The following is a 21,347-nucleotide window of genomic DNA, read 5'->3' on the forward strand; positions in this document are numbered from 1 at the left end:
GTCGACTCAGGACCGCTTTCCGTCAACCCAGGTCGGGAGCGTGCATGGCTCGTACGCCCTCGATGTTGCCGTCCAGATAGTGCCGCAGGGACAGCGGTACCAGATGGACGGCCGCGATCCCGACACGACTGAAGGGCACCCGGACGATCTCGTACTCGCCGAGAGGCTCCTCCACTTCAGGGCCGTGTCGCCTCGACGTGTCCATCGAGGCCAGGCGGCAGACGAAGAAGTGCTGGACCTTCACGCCGGCGACTCCTCCGTCCACGATGTGCTCGACGGTGTCGACGAAGCAGGGCACGACATCGACGATCTTGGCGCCGAGTTCCTCATCCACTTCCCGGTGCAGGGCGTCCACGACGGTGGCGTCCGTGGATTCGACTCCGCCTCCCGGCGTGACCCAGTACGGGTTCATGCCCGGTTTGGTGCGCTTGATCAGAACGAGATCGTCGCCGTCGAGCAGAATGGCGCGTGCGGTGCGCTTGACCACTGGCCGTTCGGTCATGGCAAGAGAGTGGCCCATGACACCCGTTCTGAAACTCGTCTCCACCCGTTGTCGCTCGGTGTCACCGCGGTTCGCGCGAACGTCACGGATCCGCCGCACGTCACCAGTCAGCCGCCGCGCGCAGTAGTTGCTCGTGCGCGGGGGCGATGTGCGGCAGCGCCAGTGTCCCGGCGCGGACGACGAGGAAGTAAGTGCGCAGTGGTGGTACGTCGGGTTCCAGCAGGGTCACGATCCGGCCGCTCGCCAGATCCCGCTGGCACAGGTAGCGGGGCAGCACCGCGAGCCCGGCGCCGGCTGCCGTGGAGTCCCGAACAGCCCGCAGGTCCGGTGCGATGACGGTCGCCGTAGCGGCGGGACGGCTGTCGAAGACGGCGGACCAGTAGCGGGAGACGAAGGGCAGGGACTCATGGACCTCAACCACCGGCAGCTGCTCCAGCACCAGGGAGTGCTTGCCCCGGCGCAGCTCGGGTACGAGGCGCGCCGCCCAGCGCGGCGCTGCGACCAGGACGTGCTCCTCGTCGCAGAGGGGAGTCGGGGTGAGCAGCCCCCCGCGAGGGCGGGCCGTCGTGACAGCAAGATCGTGGTGCCCGGCCGCGAGTCCTTCCAGGGTCTCCTCGGCGTCGCCCGCGAAGGAGGTCCGTAACGCGAGGCCCCCCGCTATCAGCGGGGTGAGCGCCGGAAGCACTCGCAGCGAGGTGAATTCGGGCGGCCCGGCCAGATGCAGGGTACGGACCACGCCCGACTCCTCGTCCAGGTCGAGCCCTGCCTCGGTGATCTCCACCAGGGCGTCCAGATGAGGTGCGGCCCGGTGGGCGAGTTCGTCGCCGATGGGCGTGGGCGTGACTCCGCGCGGCTGCCTCAGGAAGAGCGGTCGTCCCAGTTGGCGCTCCAGAGTGCGGATCTGGCTGGTCACCGCGGGCTGGGAGAGGCCGAGGAGTGTGGCGGCGCGGGTGAACGAGCCGGCCCGGTGCACCGTGACGAATGTGCGCAACAAGGCCAAGTCCATCGTCCAACTATAAATAAGTCGATAGGTTGCTGTCGTTGGTGTGATTGGACACTGACGCAGAGTCAACTAGCCTTGTTCGAGCGGATCACCGCAGCGGAATCGGACGGCCGGTCCGAGCCACGAGGGGGGAGGCTCGGACCGGCCGTCCATGCTGTGGGCCACGCACCGTCCTCCGGTGACTCGGTCGTGCCGCCCCGTCAGTGGAAGGCGGCGGCCAGGGCGCGTCGTACGTCCGCCACCAGGTCGGCGGTGTCCTCGGCGCCGGCCGAGAACCGGACGAAGCCCTCGGGAACGGCGTCGCCGCCCCAACGTCCGCGGCGTTCGGCGCTGGAGCGGACAGCGCCGAAGCTGGTGGCTTCGTCCACGATGCGCAGCCCGGCCAGGAACCGTTCGGCATGCGCACGGTCGGGGAGTGTGAAGGAGAGCACAGAGCCGAAGCGGTGCATCTGGGTTGCCGCGATCGGGTGCGAGGGGTCGTCGGGCAGCCCCGGATACCGCAGCCCGGACACCTCGGGGAAGTCCTTCAGCTCCAGGGCGACCGCGAGCGCGTTCGCGCACTGGCGTTCGGCTCGCAGTTGCAGCGTGGCCAGGGAGCGGTGGGCGAGCCAGGCTTCCATCGGACCGGGGATCGCACCGACCACCTTGCGCCAGCGGCGTACGCGTGCCGCCGACTCGGCGTCGCGGCAGACGACATAGCCGAGCAGCAGGTCCCCATGACCGGTGAGGCCCTTGGTGCCGCTGGCCACGGCGAAGTCCGCGCCGAGTGCCAGCGGACGCTGGCCGAGGGGGGTTGCCAAGGTGTTGTCGACCGCGACCAGGGTCCCTGCGGCGTGCGCCGCTGCCACGAGCCGTCGCACGTCGCACACATCGAGCCCGGGATTGGACGGTGTCTCGATCCACAGCAGCTTCGCCCCGTCGAGTACGGAGAGCTGTGCGTCGCCGGCCGTCGGCGCGGTGCGGACCTCGACCCCGTAGGCCTCGAGCTGTTCGCGCACGAGTGGCAGCGCCTGATAGCCGTCGTCCGGGAGCACGACCGTGTCGCCGGCCTGCGCGTGGGACAGCAGCACGGCCGAGATGGCCGCCATGCCGGAGGCGAAGACCACGGTCTCGGGGCCTTCGGCTGTCCCGGTACCGCCGGACGGTGCTTCGAGTTCGCCGATGGCCCGCTCCAGCAGCGTCCAGGTGGGGTTGTCGTCCCGGCCGTAGGCGTACGGGCCGGTCGGCTCGCCCGGCAGGTGGTAGTGAGCGGCGAACACCGGCCCGGGCAGCGTCGGCTCGTGCTTCCTGGCCTCGGGGAGGCCTGCCCGTACGGCTCTGGTGCCCTCGCCCATGTCCTCGGTTCCGCTGACGCCGTTCATGGTGGTTCAGTCCCTCTCGGGCAACACGATGTTCAGCGCCCACGACACGATCGAGATGACAAGACCGCCCAGCACGGCCGTCCAGAAGCCCTCGACATGGAATCCCAGATCCAGCTTGTCGGCCAGCCAGGAGGTCAGCATCAGCATCAGGGCGTTGATCACCAGGGTGAAGAGCCCCAGCGTGAGGATGAAGAGCGGGAACGTCAGCAGCTTCGCGATCGGCTTGACGAAGAAGTTCACCAGGCCGAAGAGCAGCGCGACGAGGATCAGCGTCAGGGTCTTCTGCCCGGCGGTGTCCCCGGTGAGGGTTATGTCCTGGATGAGCCAGATTGCCACGGCAAGGGCCCCGGCGTTGGCGATCGTCTTGACGAGGAAATTCATCATGTGTCTGATCGTGGCAGACGCGATGGGACCAAGTGCAGGGGTAGGCGGGTAGCAACAGTGATGAAGGCATTCCGACTGGATGAGCTGGAGGCGGAGCGTGCCGCCAATGACGGGGCGTATTTGCAGTTTCTGCGCGAGCGGAACATGTCGGCGGGGCTCTACGCGCTGGACGCAGGGGAACTCGACCCCCAGCGCCCGCATGGTCAGGACGAGATCTACTTCGTGGTGAGCGGCCGGGCTTCGCTCACTGTCGGGATGGAGACCACCCAGGTGAGCCGGGGGAGCGTGGTCTACGTACCGGCAGGGGTGGCCCACAAGTTCCATCACATCACCGAGGATCTGCGGGTCCTGGTGGTCTTCTCTCCGCCTGAGAGCTGACTCGCCGCGCCGGCTTTCCCTAGGGGGCGGATCAGGGGACTCCAAGGGCTGCCGAGCCCCCGCGAGCCCCCTGTCCCGCCCTAGCATCGAAACCGGAACAACTCACACAGAAGCGAGGTAGGGGCGATGGCGGTGCAGGAAGTGCTTTCGGGAATGCCATGGTGGGTGAAGTGGGTAGCGATCCCTTTGATCGCGATCGTGGTGTTCGGTGGGCTCATCGCGACCGTGATCGGGTTCGTCATAGGCCTGCTCTTCAAGGTGTTGCTGTTCGCGGCGCTGGTTGGTGGACTCGTCTACCTCGTACGGAAGTTCAAGGGCTCGTCGGACGAGTCCTCGCACGGCAAGTGGTAGTGCGTACGCGTGTTAGCGGGTCTTCGAATTTAGTGGGGGGTGCGGCGGTGACGGGCGCGCTCGCCGGTCACGCTGTGTGAGGTGGTTGGGGTGCGGGCGCCCTGGACGCAAGGAGCCCGCGGGCCTTCGTGATCATGGTTGTTGTCTAGGCAACCGATCATGAAACCCCACGGGCTTGAACAGCGACGATACCGGCATCAACGAAGCGGCAACGCGACTTCTGGGGCTGGAGGGGGTGAGTGTGACGCAGGTCAAGGACGACGGGGCGGGCGGTTCGACGGTGTACGTGGTCACGAGCGAGGACTCCGCCCGGGCCTGCCCCTCGTGCGGGGTCTTCGCCACCCGGCTGAAGGACTACCGCACCACCCGGCCCCGGCACCTGCCCTGCGGTGGACGCCCTGTGAGTATCCGGTGGCGCAAGGCACGCTGGTACTGCGCCGAACCCGCGTGCGAGCGCGGCTCGTTCACCGAGGCGATCCACGCGGTGCCCGCCGGGATGCGCACCACCACCGCCCTGCGCCGGGCGGCGGGGGCCGCGGTCTGCGACGGATCCCGCACCGTCGTGCAGGCCGGCCGCGACCTGTCCTTGAGCTGGCCCATCGTGCAGCGATGCTTCGAGGACTACGCCGCGACGGTCCTGCCCGAGACGCCGCCCGCGACCGAGGCGGTCGGGATCGACGAGACCCGGCGGGGCAAGCCGGTCTGGGCCCAGAACCCGGCCACGCAGAAGTGGGAACTGGTCGCGGACGCCTGGCACATCGGCTTCGTCGACGTGATCGGCGGGCAAGGACTGTTCGGGCAGGTCGAAGGCCGCAACGCCACCTCGGTCGCCGACTGGCTCAGCTCCCAGCCCGCATCCTGGCGGGCACAGGTGCGCTACGTCGCCATCGACCTGTGTTCCACCTTCCGCGCCGCCGTCCACCGTGCCCTGCCGCACGCGACCGTGGTCGTCGACTGCTTCCACATCGTGCAACTCGCCCAGCGCCACCTCGCCGACCTGCGCCGACGCCTCACCTGGCGGCAGCACGGCCGCCGGGCCCGCAAGGGCGACGGCATCTACACCGTCCGCAAACTCCTGCGCCGCAACAAAGAAGACCTCACCGAAGACCAACGCCTCCTCCTGAAGACCGAGTTGGAGTACATGGGCACCTACGGCCGGCAGATCCACGCGGCCTGGCAGGCCAAGGAACTCCTGCGCGACCTCCTCGGCCTGGCCGTCAGCCGCACCCACCACGCCCCCGACCGCTCCGCGATCTCCGCCGCCCGCCACCGCTTCTTCACCCACGTCGCCGACCACGCCCACCTGCACGAACTCCTCACCCTCGCCGAGACCATCGAGCAGTGGTGGGACGGCATCGAGACCTACCTGACCACCGGCATCACCAACGCCGCCTCCGAAGGCAACAACCGCCTCATCAAGCTCGAAGCGCGTAACGCCTTCGGCTTCCGCAACCGCGCCAACCAGCGCCTACGCTCACGCTGTGCGACCACCCGCCGGAGCCGACGGCAGGCGCACCCCCACTAAATTCGAAGACCCGTGTTAGCCCGCTCGGGGGAAGGTGGACATGAATCCATCCGGCCGGGCGAGGGTCCTGGTGGGCGGGAATGCCGCTTCTCACCATGCCTATCTCGGCCTTCCTGGTGGCCACGCCCTGATGGGCGCAAATGGAATATGCACGCGGCATCCCGCTTGATGGGCGCTCTCTGTCAGTATCTGAAAAATCACTCCTTGTGATCTCCGGGCATGTGCAGCACCATGTCGGGCAAGAGGGCCAGTGCAAGGCGTTCCTTGGCCGTTTCATCTACTGCGGGGTACTGATGCGCGAGTCTGTTCGGGCCGAGGTCCTGATGAGCTTCTTGGTCTCCGAGGAGCTGTCCTTTCGGATCCCGGTGGAACTCCGATATGACACGGAGGATCCGTATGCGGTTCGGATGACCTTCCATTTGCCCGGCGATGCCCCCGTAACCTGGGCCTTCGCCCGCGAGCTGCTCTTGGACGGCATGGGCGCACCCAGTGGAGAGGGCGATGTGCGCATCGCGCCGACCGGCTCGGAGGCGGGCTCCGAGGTCGCCATCCGGCTCCAAGTCGGAACCGAGAGGGCGCTGTTCCGGGTGAGCGCCGCTCCCCTCGTCGCGTTCCTCGATCGCACGGACAAGCTCGTGCCACTCGGCCAGGAGCGCACACTCGGCGACTTCGAGGAGCATCTGGAGGAGACACTCGGGCGCATCCTCGCGGAGGAGAACGCCGGTTGAGGACTTCCGGTGGGGATCCGCGTGCCCGTGCTGCTCACTTACGGCGCCGACGGCCCTTGCCGCCGCGAGCCGGTGCTGCCGCACCGGCAGTAGTGGTGCCCGGGCGGTCGGCGGAGACCACCAGGGCAGCCAGCGCGGTCGTCAGCGGGACCGATGCGACGAGTCCGATCGAGCCCACCAGCGTCCGCACGATCTCCTCGGCCACCAACTCGCTGGTGGCGACCGTGCCTACGCTGGACTGCGCGATGGAGAACAGCAGCAGCAAGGGCAATGACGCGCCCGCGTAAGCGAGTACGAGGGTGTTGACCACTGACGCGATATGGTCCCGGCCGATCCTGATCGCTGACTGGTACAGCTTGCGCGGACCCATCGTGGGATCGGCCTGGTGCAGTTCCCACACGGCCGAGGTCTGGGTCACCGTCACATCGTCCAGCACACCCAGCGAACCGATGAGCACGCCGGCGAGCAGCAGACCGGACATGTCGATCTCCGGGAAGAGACCGTGGATCAGACCGGTGTTGTCGTCCGTGTTCCCGCCCAGCACCGCCCAGCCGATGAACAGCGAACCCAGCAGCCCGATCAGCAGCAGCGAGATGAGGGTTCCCAGCACCGCTACCGAGGTGCGGGCTGAGACCCCATGGCACATGTACAGCGCGATCAGCATGATTGCGCTCGCCCCGACCACCGCCACCGCCAGCGGATTCGAGCCCTGCAGAATCGCGGGCAGGATGAAGAGGGTGAGCACAGCGAAACTCACGGCCAGCGCGATCAGTGCCATCACCCCGCGCATCCGCCCCACCAGGACCACGGCGAGCGCGAAGAGTCCGGCGAGCAGCGCCATCGGCAGCTCCCGGTCCACATCGGTGACCGAGTACTGGAGCTCGCGGGGCGCGTCGGGGGCGTAGGCCACCACCACACCCTGGTCTGCCTGAAGTTGCCGTGAGGAGTCAGGCTGCACGATCTCGACGAACGTACGCCCCTTGTCCTTACCGGTGGTGACCTCGACGGTGGCCTTTCCACACGCATCCTGCTGCGAGTCTGGATCGGCGCGCCCCTCAGGGGTGGTGGTGTCCCCGGTAGGCGGCACCTGTCCGGCGTTCACGTCGGCGCAGTCGACCCGTTCGACCCGCACCACCCGCCCCTGCTCGGTCTGTCGGTCGAAGCCGACACCGGTGCGTTCGTGGTCCGGCGCACCGCCCGGCCACAGCACCACCAGACCCACCGCCACGGCGGCGGCGAAGGGGATCACCACCGCGGCGATGATCCGTCGCAGATGACGCGACACGGGCGCGGCCGGTCCGTGCCCGTGGCTGTGTGCGTGGACGGGCACGGGAGTGTGCCCGGGGCCGTGGGCGCCATCCGGCTCGTGGTCGGGTCCATGGGGCTGCGGCGAGGAAGTCACCGCCAGATCATCCCAACCCCGGAGGGGGCCCACTGTTCAGCACGCCAGACGGGGCGCTAGCGTGGTGACACCTTTGCACACGCGGGAGCTCGGAGCACCGGGCTGAGAGGGCGCTGAGACCAGCTGCGCCGACCGCCGAACCTGTTACCGGGTAATGCCGGCGTAGGGAGTAGGTCACGATGACCGTTCAGGACACACGCATGCCCCCCTCCGGCCCGAACGAGGGTGAGAACGAGGGCGGGAAGTCCATCGGCTGGCACAAGGGATACATCGAGGGCTCACGCCCCGACATCCGCGTGCCGGTCCGTCAGGTGCACCTCACCAATGGCAAGGACGTGACCCTGTACGACACGTCCGGACCGTATACCGATCCGCACACCGACACCGATGTCCGCCGCGGGCTGTCACCGCTGCGCGAGAACTGGATCATCGCCCGCGGAGACACCGAGGAGTACGCCGGCCGCCCCGTCCGCCCGGAGGACGACGGGATCAAGCACACCTCGCCGCGCGGCGGGCTGCGCAACCTTGACGCGGTCTTCCCGGGCCGCCCGCGCCAGCCCCGCCGCGGCCGCGGCGGACAGGCGGTGACCCAGCTCGCGTACGCCCGCCGCGGTGAGATCACCCCGGAGATGGAGTACGTGGCCATCCGGGAGAACGTCTCCCCCGAGGTCGTACGCGAGGAGATCGCCGCCGGGCGCGCCGTGCTCCCGGCGAACGTCAACCACCCCGAGATCGAGCCGATGATCATCGGCAAGCGGTTCCTGGTGAAGGTCAACGCCAACATCGGCAACTCCGCCGTGACCTCCTCCATCGAAGAGGAGGTGGAGAAGATGACCTGGGCGACCCGCTGGGGCGCGGACACGGTCATGGACCTCTCCACCGGCCGCAACATCCACACCACCCGCGAGTGGGTGCTGCGCAACTCCCCCGTGCCGATCGGCACCGTGCCGCTCTACCAGGCCCTGGAGAAGGTCGACGGCAGGGCAGAGGAGCTGACCTGGGAGATCTACAAGGACACCGTCATCGAGCAGGCCGAGCAAGGCGTCGACTACATGACGGTCCACGCCGGAGTGCTGCTGCGGTATGTGCCGCTGACCGCGCGCCGCAAGACCGGAATCGTCTCGCGCGGCGGCTCGATCATGGCGGCCTGGTGCCTCGCGCACCACAAGGAGTCGTTCCTGTACGAGAACTTCGATGAGCTCTGCGAGATCCTCGCCGCGTACGACGTGACGTACTCGCTCGGCGACGGACTGCGGCCTGGCTCGATCGCGGACGCCAACGACGAGGCGCAGTTCGCCGAGTTGAGGACGCTGGGCGAGCTCAACCGGATCGCCAAGCGGCACAACGTGCAGACCATGATCGAGGGGCCGGGGCACGTCCCGATGCACAAGATCAAGGAGAACATCGACCTCCAGCAGGAGATCTGCGAGGAAGCGCCGTTCTACACCCTGGGCCCCCTGACGACGGATGTGGCGCCCGCCTACGACCACATCACCTCGGGCATCGGCGCCGCAATGATCGCCTGGTGGGGCACGGCGATGCTCTGCTACGTCACGCCCAAGGAGCATCTGGGCCTGCCGAACCGGGACGACGTCAAGACCGGCGTCATCACCTACAAGATCGCCGCCCATGCCGCCGACCTCGCCAAGGGCCACCCGGGTGCCCAGGAGTGGGACGACGCTCTGTCGGACGCCCGCTTCGAGTTCCGCTGGGAGGACCAGTTCAATCTGGCTCTGGACCCGGACACGGCGCGGGAGTTCCATGACGAGACACTGCCCGCGGAACCGGCGAAGACCGCGCACTTCTGCTCGATGTGTGGGCCGAAGTTCTGCTCGATGAAGATCAGCAGAAGCATCACAGAGCAGTTCGGCGGCGACTCGGAGGCTACACCGGAGGAGATCGAGGCCGGGATGCTGGAGAAGTCAAAGGAGTTCGCGGCTTCCGGTAACCGCGTCTATCTTCCGCTGGCTGACTGACCTGCGCAAACGAGGCTGACCGACGATATTCCGGGGAGTCGTCGGTCCGCCTTGCCCCCGCCGGGAAGGGCGCACAGATCGTTGTCGCGTCGACGCTGGAGCAGGATGCGCCCCTGTTCGTCGGTGACGACAGCCGAAGCTGCGACGACCATGCTGTTCGGCTTGGGTGCGTTCGGGTCGTTCTTCCCTAGTCCGGCTGGTGTTCCGGCGGTCCGAAGTCCGGGCTGGTGAAGTCCGGGCTGGTGAAGGCCGGACGGGACGAGCCCGATGAACCCTCGCTGGGGCTGGTGAAGTCGGGGCCGCTGTAGCCGACCTTCGGGATGCGGTTGAGCGGACGGGGTGTGCCGGACGAAACACCTGCGCTCGGGTCGGCCAGTGCGGAGCGGAGGAACGGGATGACGCCTCGTTCCAGTAGCGCGTGGCGCCAGGCTTCGCGGGCCCGGGCGACCTCCGCCACCTCCTCCGGGACCACGCCGCTTGTCTCGTCGGCGGGAACCTCCGTCGCGCTGTTGCGCAGTGCGGTGATCAGCAGCCCTATCACCGCCGCGAGTAGGCTCACCGCTGTGAGCGCCCCGAAGAACCAGCCTGCTGCCAGCAAGGTCCGGGCGAAGGACGGTTCGGGCTTGAGGGCCTTCAGCACATAGCCCACGAAGAGCAGGATCACCGCGGTGGTACCGGCCAGTACGGGTGCCAGCACGGTGAGCACCGCGCCGAGGCCGGCGCCTGAGCCGGGTTCCGACAGGTCGGACGAAGCGAGGTCGATCGTGCTGCCGTCGGCGGATGAAGGCGCGTGGGAAGAGCGCAGTTCTTCGCGGACCTTGACGAAGTGTTCGTACTCGGCGGCGGCCGCGCTGGTTATCAGTGCGGTGGCGCCGAGCGCCATGGTGCGCAGCTGTTCGGTGTTGAGCCGTTCACCGACCGCGGCGAGATCCGGGCGGTCGTGTGCCTGGCGCAGCACGTCATCGAGGATCCGCTCGTACGCGGCGCGATCCTCGGACAGCAGGTGCGGAGCGCTTTTCATCTGCATCCCCCGATGCTCCGTAGGGCCGTATCGCCCGCTTGGGTGGGCGGTTGGGCGGAAACGGAGGAGAGCCTGCTACGGATAAGCCGATGGTAGAGCGGTCACGGCACGGGGTGACAGGGGGTTTCCGGAAATCGCTGATGTCGTATCGCCGTGAAATTTCCTCAGTCGGCGAGTGGAAGCCGGACCACCAGCAGTTTTCCGGCCATGGTCACTCCGCCGTCCATGGCGATCGCCAGCCCGCTCGCGTACACATGCGGACCGTCGACCACCGGCCCTGAGCTTTCCTCGCCGTCGGCGGCGTCCTCGGTCCCGACCTGCCCGAGGAGATAGGGGATCGGGCTGTGGCCGTGCACGACACGTGTGCCGCCGTATGCGGCGAGCAGTTCGCGCACCGCTTCCGGTCCCTCCTCGTCGTCACGGAAGGAGAAGCGCTTGGTGAACTTGCGGAACAGGTCCCAGCACTCGTCCGCGTCGTTTCGGGTCAGGATCTCGTGGACGGTGTCGTTGACCTCCTCGATGGTGGTGCCGTACTCCAGGTACGCGGTCGTGTCGGAGTGCAGCAGCAGATGACCGTCCTCCTCGGCCACCGCGTCCAGCCGGGACATCCACTGGAGGTGGACGTCCTGGAGCCGGTCCATGTCGTTCTTCTGGCCTCCGTTGAGGAGCCAGGCGGCCTGGAAGGTGGCGGTTCCGGCGCCGGAGTTGACCGGGGTGTCGCTGAAGCGTTTGGCGCCGATCAACAGGAGTTCGTGGTTGCCCATCAGGGCCTTGCAGTAGCCGCCTGCCGCCGCGGCTTCCGCGGAGAGCCGCATGACGAGGTCGATCACGCCGATCCCGTCGGGACCGCGGTCGGTGAAGTCGCCGAGGAACCACAGCCGGGTGTTGCCGGCGGCCCAGTTGCCGTCGGAGTCGATCAGGCCCTGCTCGGTGAGCGCGGCGACGAGTTCGTCCAGGTACCCGTGGACATCGCCGACGACGTACAGGGGGCCGAGGCCGTCGGGTGCCTGCTGTGGTGCCTCGGCGGCAGCGAGTTCCACCTGCACGGTGTCCCCGCGGCGGCTGATGACGGGCAGGTCGCGCTCGGTGGGGGTGTAGCCCTCAGGGAGTTCGTCGCCCGGCAGAGCGTTGCCCGGGTGGACGGGAGGCTGGGCAGGGGCAGGGGCAGGGGCAGGGGCAGGGGCAGGGGCAGGGGCAGTGCGGGGGTCACTGGGGACCGCGGGAGCGCCCATGCCCTCCGCGGTCGACTGCTCGGCGGACGACTCCGGCAGCGGCTCGGTGTGCGCGGGCACCGGTTCGGGATGCACGGGCTCCTGTTCCGGACGCTCGGGCATCCCGTCGGGCAGGGGGACCTGCGACTGCACCGGGACCTGTGCGTACGGAGGCACCCGAAAGTCGCGCACCGTGTCCGTCCGCACCACGGGTCCCTGACCGGCCCCCTGAGTCATCGACCCCTCCACCACCGTCGCGCCGCCGTACACCGTCGGACCGTCCTGGTCGGGGAGCTCCGCGGTGTCGTGCGCCCATCATAGGAATGCGGCCCGTGTTGTGTGATGCACCAGGGGTGCTGAATCCGGGTACACCCCGAATTCACAGACCGTTTCGCCCGGATTTGGGGGCTCTCAGTCCTGGGACGGCGAGCGTGGCGGGCTGATGGTGGTCCGGGGCGAACGGCGCTGTGAGGACGTACGGACGATCAGCTCCGTCGGTATCACCTGCTCGATCGGTCCCCCGCCGTCGACACCCTCGATGGCGTCGATGAGCAGTTGCACGACGGCCGTGCCGATACGCCGGGGCTTGAGCGAGAGCGTGGTGATGGGGGGTTCGGTGTTGGCGTACACCATCGACTCGCTGCAGCACACCAGCAGCAGGTCGTCGGGTACGCGCAGGCCGTAGCGTCGGGCGGCGGCCAGCAGGTCCGTGCCGTTGGGGTCGAAGAGCCCGTACACCGCGTCGGGGCGGTCGGGGCGGGCGAGCAGTCGGTCGGCGGCGACGGCGCCCGCACAGGGGTCGTGCGCCGGATAGGACTCGTATACCGGGTCCTGGCCGACCCGCTCGCACCAGTCGAGGTACGCGGTGGTGGACAGGCGGGTGTAGGTGTCCGTGCTGGTGCCGGTGAGCAGGCCGATCCGGCGTGCGCCGGCCGCCGCGAGGTGGTCCAGCAGATCGAGTACGGCGGCTTCGTGATCGTTGTCGACCCAGGCGGTCACGGGCAGGGTGCCCGCCGGACGGCCGTCGGAGACCACGGGCAGACCCTGGCGGACCAGTTCGGTGACCACCGGGTCGTGGTCGGAGGGGTCGATCACGACGGTGCCGTCGAGGGCGACATTGGACCAGACGTCATGGCGGGAGGTGGCGGGGAGGATGACGAGGGCGTAGCCGCGGGCGAGGGCCGCGGAGGTCGCTGCCCTCGCCATCTCGGCGAAGTACGCGAACTCGGTGAAGGTGAAAGGTTCATCCCCGTAGGTGGTCACTGTCAGACCGATGAGGCCCGACTTGCCGGTACGGAGGGTCCGGGCGGCGGCCGACGGACGGTAGCCCAGCCGGTCGGCGACCTCGCGTACATGGCGGCGGGTGGCGTCCGGAAGTCTGCCCTTGCCGTTGAGCGCGTCGGAGACCGTCGTGATGGAGACACCGGCCGCGGCGGCCACGTCCCGGATGCCCGCCCTGCCCTGCCGGCGGCCCCGGCGCGCTGTCTCTGTCCGGCTTACCTGGTGCTTCCCTGCTGCTGTCATGGCGAGCCGATAGTAGGGCGATGACGAGCGGTTGGTCCGGCCGCATATGCAGCCGTTGACAGGCACGATTCTGCATGGTGTCGCGGGCATAAATGCCTTTGAAAAACAGGAAGTTGACGGGCTTCAGGGATGGCTTACGGGTTGCGTGGGGGAGGTGCCTGTCGATGGTGCGATGTATCGAAGAGGTCTCAAGTCACTACTACGGGTGATGCGCGCCACGGAGTGAGCTACCGGCGTGCAGTCGCTGAAAAGCGCCCCCTTCCCAGGCCTCCCCCCCCATGCACAGGGGCCGGGAATCCTCATATGGTGAGCAGTATTGGCGAGTGAACGCGTGTATGACGGTCGAGGAGGACCTGCGGTGAGCGAGACAAGCCCCAAGCTGCGCGCCGAGCTGGACGGCATCCCCACCTACAAGCCGGGAAAGCCCGCCGCTGCCGGCGCCGACGGGCCCACCGCCTTCAAGCTGTCCTCCAACGAGAACCCGTATCCGCCCCTGCCCGGTGTGATGGAGTCGGCGGTCGCCGCCGCTTCGGCCTTCAACCGCTACCCGGACATGGCCTGCACCGGGCTGATGAACGAGCTCTCGGACCGCTTCGGCGTGCCGCTGTCGCATCTCGCGACCGGCACCGGCTCGGTCGGCGTCGCCCAGCAGCTGATCCAGGCCACCGCGGGCCCGGGTGACGAGGTCATGTACGCGTGGCGGTCCTTCGAGGCCTACCCGATCATCACTCGGATCAGCGGTGCCACACCGATCCAGGTCCCGCTCACCGCGGGCGATGTGCACGACCTGGACGCGATGGCGGATGCGGTGAACGATCGCACGCGGCTGATCTTCGTCTGCAACCCGAACAACCCCACCGGCACGGTGGTGCACCGGGAGGAACTGGAGCGCTTCCTGGATCGGGTGCCGTCCGATGTGCTGGTGGTCCTGGACGAGGCGTACCGCGAGTTCATCAGGGACACGGACGTGCCAGACGGCCTTGAGCTCTACCGGAGCCGCCCCAATGTCGCCGTGCTGCGCACCTTCTCCAAGGCGTACGGCCTCGCGGGGCTGCGGGTCGGCTTCGCCGTCGCGCACGAGCCGGTGGCTGCCGCCCTGCGCAAGACGGCGGTGCCCTTCGGGGTGAGCCAGCTCGCGCAGGACGCGGCGGTCGCGTCGCTGCGGGCCGAGGACGAACTGCTGGGGCGGGTGGGGTCGTTGGTGTCCGAGCGCAACCGGGTCTACGAGGGCCTGCTGAAGCAGGGCTGGACCGTGCCGCCGACCCAGGCGAACTTCGTCTGGCTGCGGCTCGGCGAGCGTACGGTCGACTTCGCGACGGCATGTGAGGGTGCCGGGGTCATCGTGCGGCCGTTCCCCGGGGAGGGCGTGCGCGTCACCGTCGGCGAGTGCGAGGCGAATGATGTGTTCCTGCACACGGCGGAGGCCTTCCGCGCGGAGATGTAGTCGGGCTCGGACCGACGCCGAGCGCGGAAATCGGCACCGCCGAGGACCCTGGTGAGCCACTGCTCACCAGGGTCCTCGGCGTTCCACCCGGGGTTTTCCGGTTCCTCTGCGCCGCCCGGTCCCTGGTTGTGCCGGGTAGCTGATCACCCTCAGGCAGGGGACCCGCCCACCAGTGCGGTTTTGAGGTGGGGCATAATGCTTGTGAATGTGAACGCGTTCACAAGCTCGTTCGCAAGCTCGCCCGCAAGGAGGACGATGTGGACCCAGTCCTGGCTCTGGCGCCGGAGACCCTGGCGCGCTGGCAGTTCGGCATCACCACCGTCTATCACTTCCTCTTCGTACCGCTGACGATCTCCCTGGCCGCTCTGACGGCAGGCCTCCAGACCGCCTGGGTGCGGACGCAGAAGGAGAAGTACCTCAAGGCGACGAAGTTCTGGGGCAAGCTTTTCCTGATCAACATCGCGATGGGCGTGGTCACCGGCATCGTGCAGGAGTTCCAGTTCGGTATGAACTGGTCCGACTACTCGCGCTTCGTCGGAGATGTCTTCGGTGCCCCGCTCGCCTTCGAAGCCCTGATCGCCTTCTTCTTCGAGTCGACCTTCATCGGACTGTGGATCTTCGGCTGGGACAAGCTGCCCAAGAAGATCCATCTCGGCTGCATATGGATGGTGTCGATCGGCACCGTTCTCTCGGCGTACTTCATCCTGGCCGCCAACTCCTGGATGCAGCACCCTGTCGGCTATCGGATCAACAAGGAGAACGGGCGGGCGGAGCTCACCGACTTCTGGCTGGTCCTGACCCAGAACACCGCGCTCACCCAGGCCTTCCACACCCTGACCGCGGCGTTCCTGACCGGTGGCGCGTTCATGGTCGGCATCGCGGCCTTCCACCTCAGGCGCAAGAAGCACATTCCGGTGATGAAGACCTCGCTGCGGCTCGGTCTGATCACCCTCGCCATCGCGGGCCTGCTCACCGCACTCAGTGGTGACCTCCTCGGCAAGGTGATGTTCAAGCAGCAGCCGATGAAGATGGCCGCGGCCGAGGCGCTGTGGGACGGGGAGCAGCCGGCGCCGTTCTCAGTCTTCGCGTACGGCGATGTGGACGAGGGCCACAACAAGGTCGCCATCGAGATACCCGGCCTGCTGTCCTTCCTCGCCAACGACGACTTCACCTCCTACGTGCCGGGGATCAACGACACCAACAAGGCGGAGCAGGAAAAGTACGGGCCCGGCGACTACCGGCCCAACATCCCCGTCACCTACTGGGCCTTCCGCTGGATGATCGGGTTCGGCATGACCTCGCTCACCCTGGGCCTCATCGGGCTCTGGCTGACCCGCAAGAAGTTCCTGCTTCCGGCGGCGCTGCGGGTGGGTGAGGACGAGGTGCCGCATCTGGTGCTCTTCAGGAAACCGCTCGGCGCGAGGCTCAGCGGGCTCTACTGGTTCGCGGCGGTCTGGACACTCGGATTCCCGTTGATCGCCAACTCCTGGGGGTGGATCTTCACCGAGATGGGCCGCCAGCCCTGGGTGGTGTACGGCGTGCTGCGCACCCGTGACGCGGTCTCCCCCGGGGTGTCCCAGGCCGAGGTCCTCACCTCGATGATCGTCTTCACCGCGCTGTACGCGGTACTCGCCGTGATCGAGGTCCGGCTGCTGGTGAAGTACGTCAAGGCCGGGCCTCCCGAGCTCACCGAGGCGGACCTCAGCCCGCCCACCAAGATCGGCGGCCATGACCGCGACCCCGACCGCCCGATGGCCTTCTCGTACTGAACCCGCGTCTGAGACTGAGATCGAGACTGGGGCTGGGAGCTGACACATGGAACTCCACGACGTCTGGTTCGTCGTCATCGCCGTCCTGTGGACCGGCTACTTCTTCCTTGAGGGTTTCGACTTCGGGGTCGGCATCCTGACGAAGCTGCTCGCCCGCGACCGGGCCGAGAAGCGCGTGCTCATCAACACGATCGGACCCGTCTGGGACGGAAACGAGGTGTGGCTGCTGGCGGCCGGGGGCGCCACCTTCGCCGCCTTCCCCGACTGGTACGCCACGCTCTTCTCGGGCTTCTATCTGCCGCTGCTGGTCATCCTGGTGTCGTTGATCGTGCGCGGCGTCGCCTTCGAGTACCGGGTGAAGCGGCCGGAGGAGCGCTGGCAGCGCAACTGGGAGCACGCCATCTTCTGGACCTCGCTGGTCCCCGCCGTGCTGTGGGGCGTGGCCTTCGGCAACATCGTGCGCGGGGTCAAGATCGACGCGGAGATGGAGTACGTCGGCACCCTCGGCGATCTGCTCAACCCTTACGCGCTGCTCGGCGGCCTGGTCACGCTGTCCCTGTTCACGTTCCACGGGGCGGTGTTCGCCGCGCTCAAGACCGTGGGGGACATCCGGCCGCGGGCGCGCGGCCTCGCGCTGAAGCTCGGACTGGTCACGGCGGTGCTTGCGGTCGGCTTCCTGAGCTGGACGCAGGCGGACAAGGGGGACGGCTCCAGTCTGGTCGCGATGCTGGTGGCTGTGGTCGCGCTGCTCGGGGCGATCGGGGCGATCCGGATGGGTCGTGAGGGCTGGTCGTTCGCGCTGTCGGGAGTCACGATCGCGGCCTCGGTGGCGATGCTCTTCCTGACGCTCTTCCCGAACGTGATGCCGTCCTCGCTCAACGAGGCATGGAGCCTGACGGTGACCAACGCCTCTTCCAGCCCCTACACGTTGAAGATCATGACGTGGTGCGCGGTGATTGCCACCCCGCTGGTCATGGTCTACCAGGGCTGGACGTACTGGGTGTTCCGCAAGCGGATCGGCACGCAGCACATCGCCGACCCGCACTGAGCCCGCCGCCCCGGTCCGGACCGCATCGCATCGAGCGAGGGATGTTTCACGTGAAACCCATCGACCCGCGCCTGCTTCGGTACGCTCGCGCCACCCGCCGCTTCATCGTGGCGGTGGTGGTGCTGGGCGCGGTCGGAGCGGCGCTGGTCGTCGCCCAGGCGATGCTGATCGCCGAGGTGGTTGTGGGGGCGTTCCAGCGGGGGCTGGATACCGCCGCGCTGGGGCTGCCGCTGGGCCTGCTGGTCGCCGTCACGGCCGGACGGGCGCTGGTGAGCTGGTTGACGGAGCTCGCGGCGCATCAGGCGAGTGCGGCGGTCAAGAGCGAACTGCGGATGCGGCTGCTGGAGCGGGCGGCACGGCTGGGTCCGGGTTGGTTGAACCAGCAGCGCACGGGCTCCCTGGTGGCCCTGGCGACGCGCGGGCTCGACGCTCTCGACGACTACTTCGCCCGCTATCTGCCGCAGCTGGGGCTCGCGGTGGTCGTGCCCGTGGCGGTCCTGGCCCGGATCATCACCGAGGACTGGGTGTCGGCGGCGATCATCGTGGGGACGCTGCCGCTGATCCCCGTCTTCATGGTGCTGATCGGCTGGGCCACCGAAGCGCGGATGAAGCGCCAGTGGGCACTGCTGTCCCGGCTGTCCGGGCACTTCCTGGACGTGGTCACGGGGCTTCCGACTCTGAAGGTGTTCGGGCGGGCGCAGGCGCAGGCCGAGTCGATCCGGACGATCACCGGTCAGTACCGGCGGGCGACGCTGCGGACACTGCGTATCGCGTTTCTGTCGTCGTTCGCGCTGGAGTTGCTGTCGACGCTCTCGGTGGCGCTCGTGGCCGTGGGTATCGGTATGCGCCTCGTGCACGGCGAACTCGACCTCTACACCGGTCTGGTGGTGCTGATCCTCGCACCTGAGGCCTATCTGCCGATCCGGCAGGTCGGGGCGCAGTACCACGCCGTGGCGGAGGGCCTGTCGGCCGCCGAGGAGATCTTCGAGGTACTGGAGACGCCGGTACCCGCTGCCGGTACCGGCGTACTGCCGGGCTCCGGCGGGATCCGGCTGGAGCTGGACTCGGTGACCGTACGGCACGCGGGGCGCCCGGTGCCCGCACTCGACGGTGCCTCGCTGACCGTACGGAACGGTGAGACCGTCGCGTTGGTCGGACCGAGCGGGGCGGGGAAGTCGACCCTGCTTGACGTGGTGCTGGGTTTCATCCGCCCGGACGAGGGTGCAGTACGGGTCGGGGCGGCCGATGCTGCGGCGGTGGACCTGTCGGGCGTGGACCTCGACGCATGGCGCGAGCGCATCGCCTGGGTGCCGCAACGGCCACATCTCTTCGCCGGAACGATCGCCGAGAACATACGGCTCGCCCGCCCGGATGCCAGTGACGCGCAGATCGCGGCGGCGCTGCGGGACGCCGGGGCCCAGGACTTCGTGGCCGGGCTCCCGGACGGAGCGCAGACCGTGCTGGGGGAGGACGGCTCCGGCCTGTCCGCCGGGCAGCGGCAGCGGCTCGCGCTCGCCCGCGCGTTTCTGGCCGACCGCCCGCTGCTGCTGCTGGACGAGCCGACCGCCGCGCTGGACGGTGAGACGGAGGCGGGCGTCGTGGCGGCGGTAAGGCGGCTGTCCGCAGGGCGCACCGTGCTGCTGGTCGTGCACCGGCCAGCCCTGCTGGCGGTGGCTGACCGGGTGGTCGAGCTGAGCCCGGGTGCGGCCCCGTGCGACGGTACGGACACCTCGGACATCAGCGGTACACGGGTGGTTCACGGGGCGGACGACCCGGAGACGAGCCCGGATACCGGCCATGAGGATGCCGCGCGGGACGATGCCGAGCCGGATCACGCCGAGCTGGATCACGCCGAGCCGGTGTCCTCCATGGACGTGCTGTCCAAGGCCACCACTTCGGGCGGGCCGCTGGGCCGGGTGCGTGCGACGGCCGGAGGTTTGCGCGGGCGGCTTGGGCTGGCGCTGCTGCTGGGAAGCCTGGCGCTCGGGTCCGCCGTGGGCCTGATGGCGGTCTCCGGATGGCTGATCTCGCGAGCGTCCGAACAGCCGCCGGTGCTCTATCTGATGGTGGCGGTGACGGCCACACGCGCCTTCGGGATCGGTCGTGCCGTGTTCCGCTACACCGAGCGGCTGGTGTCCCATGACGCCGTGCTGTCGATGCTCGCCGAGCTGAGGGTCGGCGTCTACCGGCGGCTGGAGCGCATCACCCCCGCAGGGCTGCTGCGGACACGGCGCGGCGATGTGCTGTCCCGGCTCGTGGCCGATGTGGATGCGCTCCAGGACTACTGGCTGCGTTGGCTGCTGCCCGTGGGAGCGGCCGGCATCGTCGGTGCTCTGTCCGTCGGCTTCACGGCCTGGCTGCTGCCCGAGGCCGGGGCCGTACTGGCGGTGGGGCTGCTGGTCGCCGGAATCGCCGTGCCGATGGCCGGAGCGGCGTGGGCGCGGCGGGCCGAACGCGCCGTTGCCCCCGCGCGAGGTGTGCTCGCCACCCGGATCGTGGAACTGCTCCGAGGCACTGCCGAGCTGACCGTGGCCGGAGCGCTCGGCCGCAGGGTGGGCGCGGTGCGCGAGGCCGACGCACGACTGGCCCGGATCGAGGCGCGCACCGCTTCGGCGTCCGCGCTCGGGGGCGCGCTGTCCGCCCTGGTCTGCGGGCTGACCGTCGTGCTCGCCGCGTATGCGGGTGTGTCGGCCGTACAGGCGGGCCGGATCGAGGGCGTGGAGCTGGCCGTGGTCGTGCTGACACCGCTCGCCGCGTTCGAAGCGGTCAGTGGGCTGCCGCTCGCCGTGCGCTATCGGCAGCGGGCGGTGCGCAGCGCGGAGCGGGTCTTCGAGGTGCTCGACGCCCCGGTGCCCGTCCGGGAGCCGGTGGATCCGGACCCCGCGCCCCGATCGGCCTTTCCGCTCCAGGTGCGCGGGCTCTCGGCGCGGTACCCGGGGCAGGTGCGTGACGCCCTCAGCGGATTCGAGCTGTGCCTCACCGAGGGCAAGCGGGTCGCCGTCGTCGGCGTCTCGGGATCGGGCAAGACCACCCTCGCCCAGGTGCTGCTGCGCTTCCTCGATGTGAGGGAGGGGACGTACACCCTCGGGGGGGCGGATGCGGCCGCGCTGGACGGTGACACGATCCGTCGTCTCGTCGGGCTCTGCGCCCAGGACGCCCATATCTTCGACAGCTCCATCAGGGAGAACCTCCGGCTCGCCCGTACCGACGCGTCCGAGACCGATCTGCGCAGCGCGCTTGCGGGCGCACGGATGTCGGACTGGGTCGAGAGCCTGCCGGACGGCTTGGACACCCTGGTGGGCGAGCACGGCGCCCGGCTCTCGGGAGGCCAGCGCCAGCGCCTGGCCCTCGCCCGTGCGCTGCTCGCCGACTTCCCCGTACTGCTGCTCGACGAACCCGCCGAGCACCTGGACCTTGCCACTGCGGACGCCCTTACAGCGGATCTGCTGGCGGCGACGCAGGGGCGTACCACCGTGCTGATCACCCATCGGCTGCACGGTCTCGATGCCGTGGACGAGGTCCTGGTGTTGGACGGCGGCAGGACCGTCCAGCGTGGTCCGTACGCCGAACTGGCCGTGGTGGAAGGGCCGCTGCGGCGCATGCTGGAGCGGGAACGTGCCGCTGAGCCGCTTGCCGTGCCGCACCGCTGATCGGGCCGATTGGCGCGACGACACCGGCTAAATGCCGCACATCCGACAAATGAGGTGTGACGATCCGTGA

The 21,347-nt window shown here is 68.7% G+C and carries 17 protein-coding genes, 1 pseudogene and 1 riboswitch; of the genes and pseudogenes, 9 read left to right on the top strand and 9 right to left on the bottom strand.

Features of this window, described 5'->3' with window-relative positions; genetic code table 11:
- Positions 1–22: 22 nt before the first annotated feature.
- The 4 genes from V1460_RS00840 to V1460_RS00855 all read right to left on the bottom strand — a co-directional run bounded on the left by V1460_RS00840 (position 23) and on the right by V1460_RS00855 (position 3,250).
- A complete protein-coding gene (locus V1460_RS00840) occupies positions 23–502 on the bottom strand; it encodes an NUDIX hydrolase (protein ID WP_338671522.1) in 480 nt (159 codons plus the stop codon).
- 100 nt (positions 503–602) lie between these two features.
- Positions 603–1,508, bottom strand: coding sequence for a LysR family transcriptional regulator (locus V1460_RS00845; protein WP_338671523.1), 906 nt, complete (start codon positions 1,506–1,508; stop codon positions 603–605).
- Positions 1,509–1,705: 197 nt separating this feature from the next.
- On the bottom strand, positions 1,706–2,866 hold the full coding sequence (locus V1460_RS00850) for a cystathionine gamma-lyase (RefSeq protein ID WP_338671524.1): 1,161 nt from the start codon (positions 2,864–2,866) through the stop codon (positions 1,706–1,708).
- A gap of 6 nt (positions 2,867–2,872) precedes the next feature.
- A complete protein-coding gene (locus V1460_RS00855) occupies positions 2,873–3,250 on the bottom strand; it encodes a phage holin family protein (protein ID WP_338671525.1) in 378 nt (125 codons plus the stop codon).
- A gap of 60 nt (positions 3,251–3,310) precedes the next feature.
- On the opposite strand from V1460_RS00855, the gene V1460_RS00860 reads away from it, so the two are divergent.
- The 4 genes from V1460_RS00860 (at position 3,311) to V1460_RS00875 (ending at position 6,232) form a co-directional block, all read left to right on the top strand.
- Positions 3,311–3,628 (top strand): cupin domain-containing protein, encoded by a 318-nt coding sequence (locus V1460_RS00860; protein WP_338671526.1) that lies wholly within the window; start codon positions 3,311–3,313, stop codon positions 3,626–3,628.
- A 126-nt stretch (positions 3,629–3,754) separates the two neighbouring features.
- Positions 3,755–3,979, top strand: a complete 225-nt coding sequence (locus tag V1460_RS00865) for a DUF5326 family protein (RefSeq protein WP_338671527.1) — start codon at positions 3,755–3,757, stop codon at positions 3,977–3,979.
- 175 nt (positions 3,980–4,154) lie between these two features.
- Positions 4,155–5,504, top strand: coding sequence for an ISL3 family transposase (locus V1460_RS00870; protein WP_338671528.1), 1,350 nt, complete (start codon positions 4,155–4,157; stop codon positions 5,502–5,504).
- Between the two features lie 293 nt (positions 5,505–5,797).
- On the top strand, positions 5,798–6,232 hold the full coding sequence (locus tag V1460_RS00875) for an SsgA family sporulation/cell division regulator (RefSeq protein ID WP_338677841.1): 435 nt from the start codon (positions 5,798–5,800) through the stop codon (positions 6,230–6,232).
- Positions 6,233–6,266: 34 nt separating this feature from the next.
- On the opposite strand, the gene V1460_RS00880 is transcribed toward V1460_RS00875, so the two are convergent.
- On the bottom strand, positions 6,267–7,634 hold the full coding sequence (locus V1460_RS00880; protein WP_407077377.1) for a YibE/F family protein: 1,368 nt from the start codon (positions 7,632–7,634) through the stop codon (positions 6,267–6,269).
- A gap of 71 nt (positions 7,635–7,705) precedes the next feature.
- Positions 7,706–7,820: riboswitch (TPP riboswitch) on the top strand.
- Here V1460_RS00880 and thiC point away from each other — a divergent pair.
- Positions 7,814–9,610, top strand: coding sequence for a phosphomethylpyrimidine synthase ThiC (thiC, locus tag V1460_RS00885; protein WP_338671529.1), 1,797 nt, complete (start codon positions 7,814–7,816; stop codon positions 9,608–9,610). It overlaps the preceding riboswitch by 7 nt.
- 53 nt (positions 9,611–9,663) lie before the next feature.
- Here the strand turns inward: thiC and V1460_RS00890 are convergent.
- From V1460_RS00890 to V1460_RS00905, 4 genes and pseudogenes are all read right to left on the bottom strand, one after another.
- Positions 9,664–9,762 (bottom strand): annotated as a pseudogene (locus tag V1460_RS00890) (NUDIX domain-containing protein); the annotation flags it as partial.
- A gap of 35 nt (positions 9,763–9,797) precedes the next feature.
- The gene (locus V1460_RS00895; RefSeq protein ID WP_338671530.1) at positions 9,798–10,637 is read right to left on the bottom strand and encodes a hypothetical protein; all 840 of its coding nucleotides are present in this window, start codon (positions 10,635–10,637) and stop codon (positions 9,798–9,800) included.
- Between the two features lie 158 nt (positions 10,638–10,795).
- Complete coding sequence (locus V1460_RS00900) at positions 10,796–12,094, bottom strand: metallophosphoesterase (protein ID WP_407077584.1); 1,299 nt, start codon at positions 12,092–12,094, stop codon at positions 10,796–10,798.
- 159 nt (positions 12,095–12,253) lie between these two features.
- The gene (locus tag V1460_RS00905; protein ID WP_338671532.1) at positions 12,254–13,366 is read right to left on the bottom strand and encodes a LacI family DNA-binding transcriptional regulator; all 1,113 of its coding nucleotides are present in this window, start codon (positions 13,364–13,366) and stop codon (positions 12,254–12,256) included.
- A 358-nt stretch (positions 13,367–13,724) separates the two neighbouring features.
- Between V1460_RS00905 and hisC the strand changes: the two genes are divergently transcribed.
- The 4 genes from hisC to cydD all read left to right on the top strand — a co-directional run bounded on the left by hisC (position 13,725) and on the right by cydD (position 21,277).
- Entirely contained in the window at positions 13,725–14,810 is a 1,086-nt protein-coding gene (gene hisC, locus V1460_RS00910; RefSeq protein ID WP_338671533.1) for a histidinol-phosphate transaminase, read from the top strand.
- A 257-nt stretch (positions 14,811–15,067) separates the two neighbouring features.
- A complete protein-coding gene (locus V1460_RS00915; protein WP_338671534.1) occupies positions 15,068–16,579 on the top strand; it encodes a cytochrome ubiquinol oxidase subunit I in 1,512 nt (503 codons plus the stop codon).
- A gap of 46 nt (positions 16,580–16,625) precedes the next feature.
- The gene (gene cydB / locus V1460_RS00920; RefSeq protein ID WP_338671535.1) at positions 16,626–17,627 is read left to right on the top strand and encodes a cytochrome d ubiquinol oxidase subunit II; all 1,002 of its coding nucleotides are present in this window, start codon (positions 16,626–16,628) and stop codon (positions 17,625–17,627) included.
- A gap of 50 nt (positions 17,628–17,677) precedes the next feature.
- Positions 17,678–21,277 carry a thiol reductant ABC exporter subunit CydD gene (cydD, locus tag V1460_RS00925; protein WP_338671536.1) on the top strand — a complete coding sequence of 1,200 codons (3,600 nt, stop codon included), beginning with the start codon at positions 17,678–17,680 and terminating at the stop codon, positions 21,275–21,277.
- The last annotated feature ends 70 nt before the right edge of the window (positions 21,278–21,347 follow it).

Origin of the sequence: Streptomyces sp. SCSIO 30461 (assembly GCF_037023745.1) — a bacterium.
Lineage (GTDB): Bacteria > Actinomycetota > Actinomycetes > Streptomycetales > Streptomycetaceae > Streptomyces.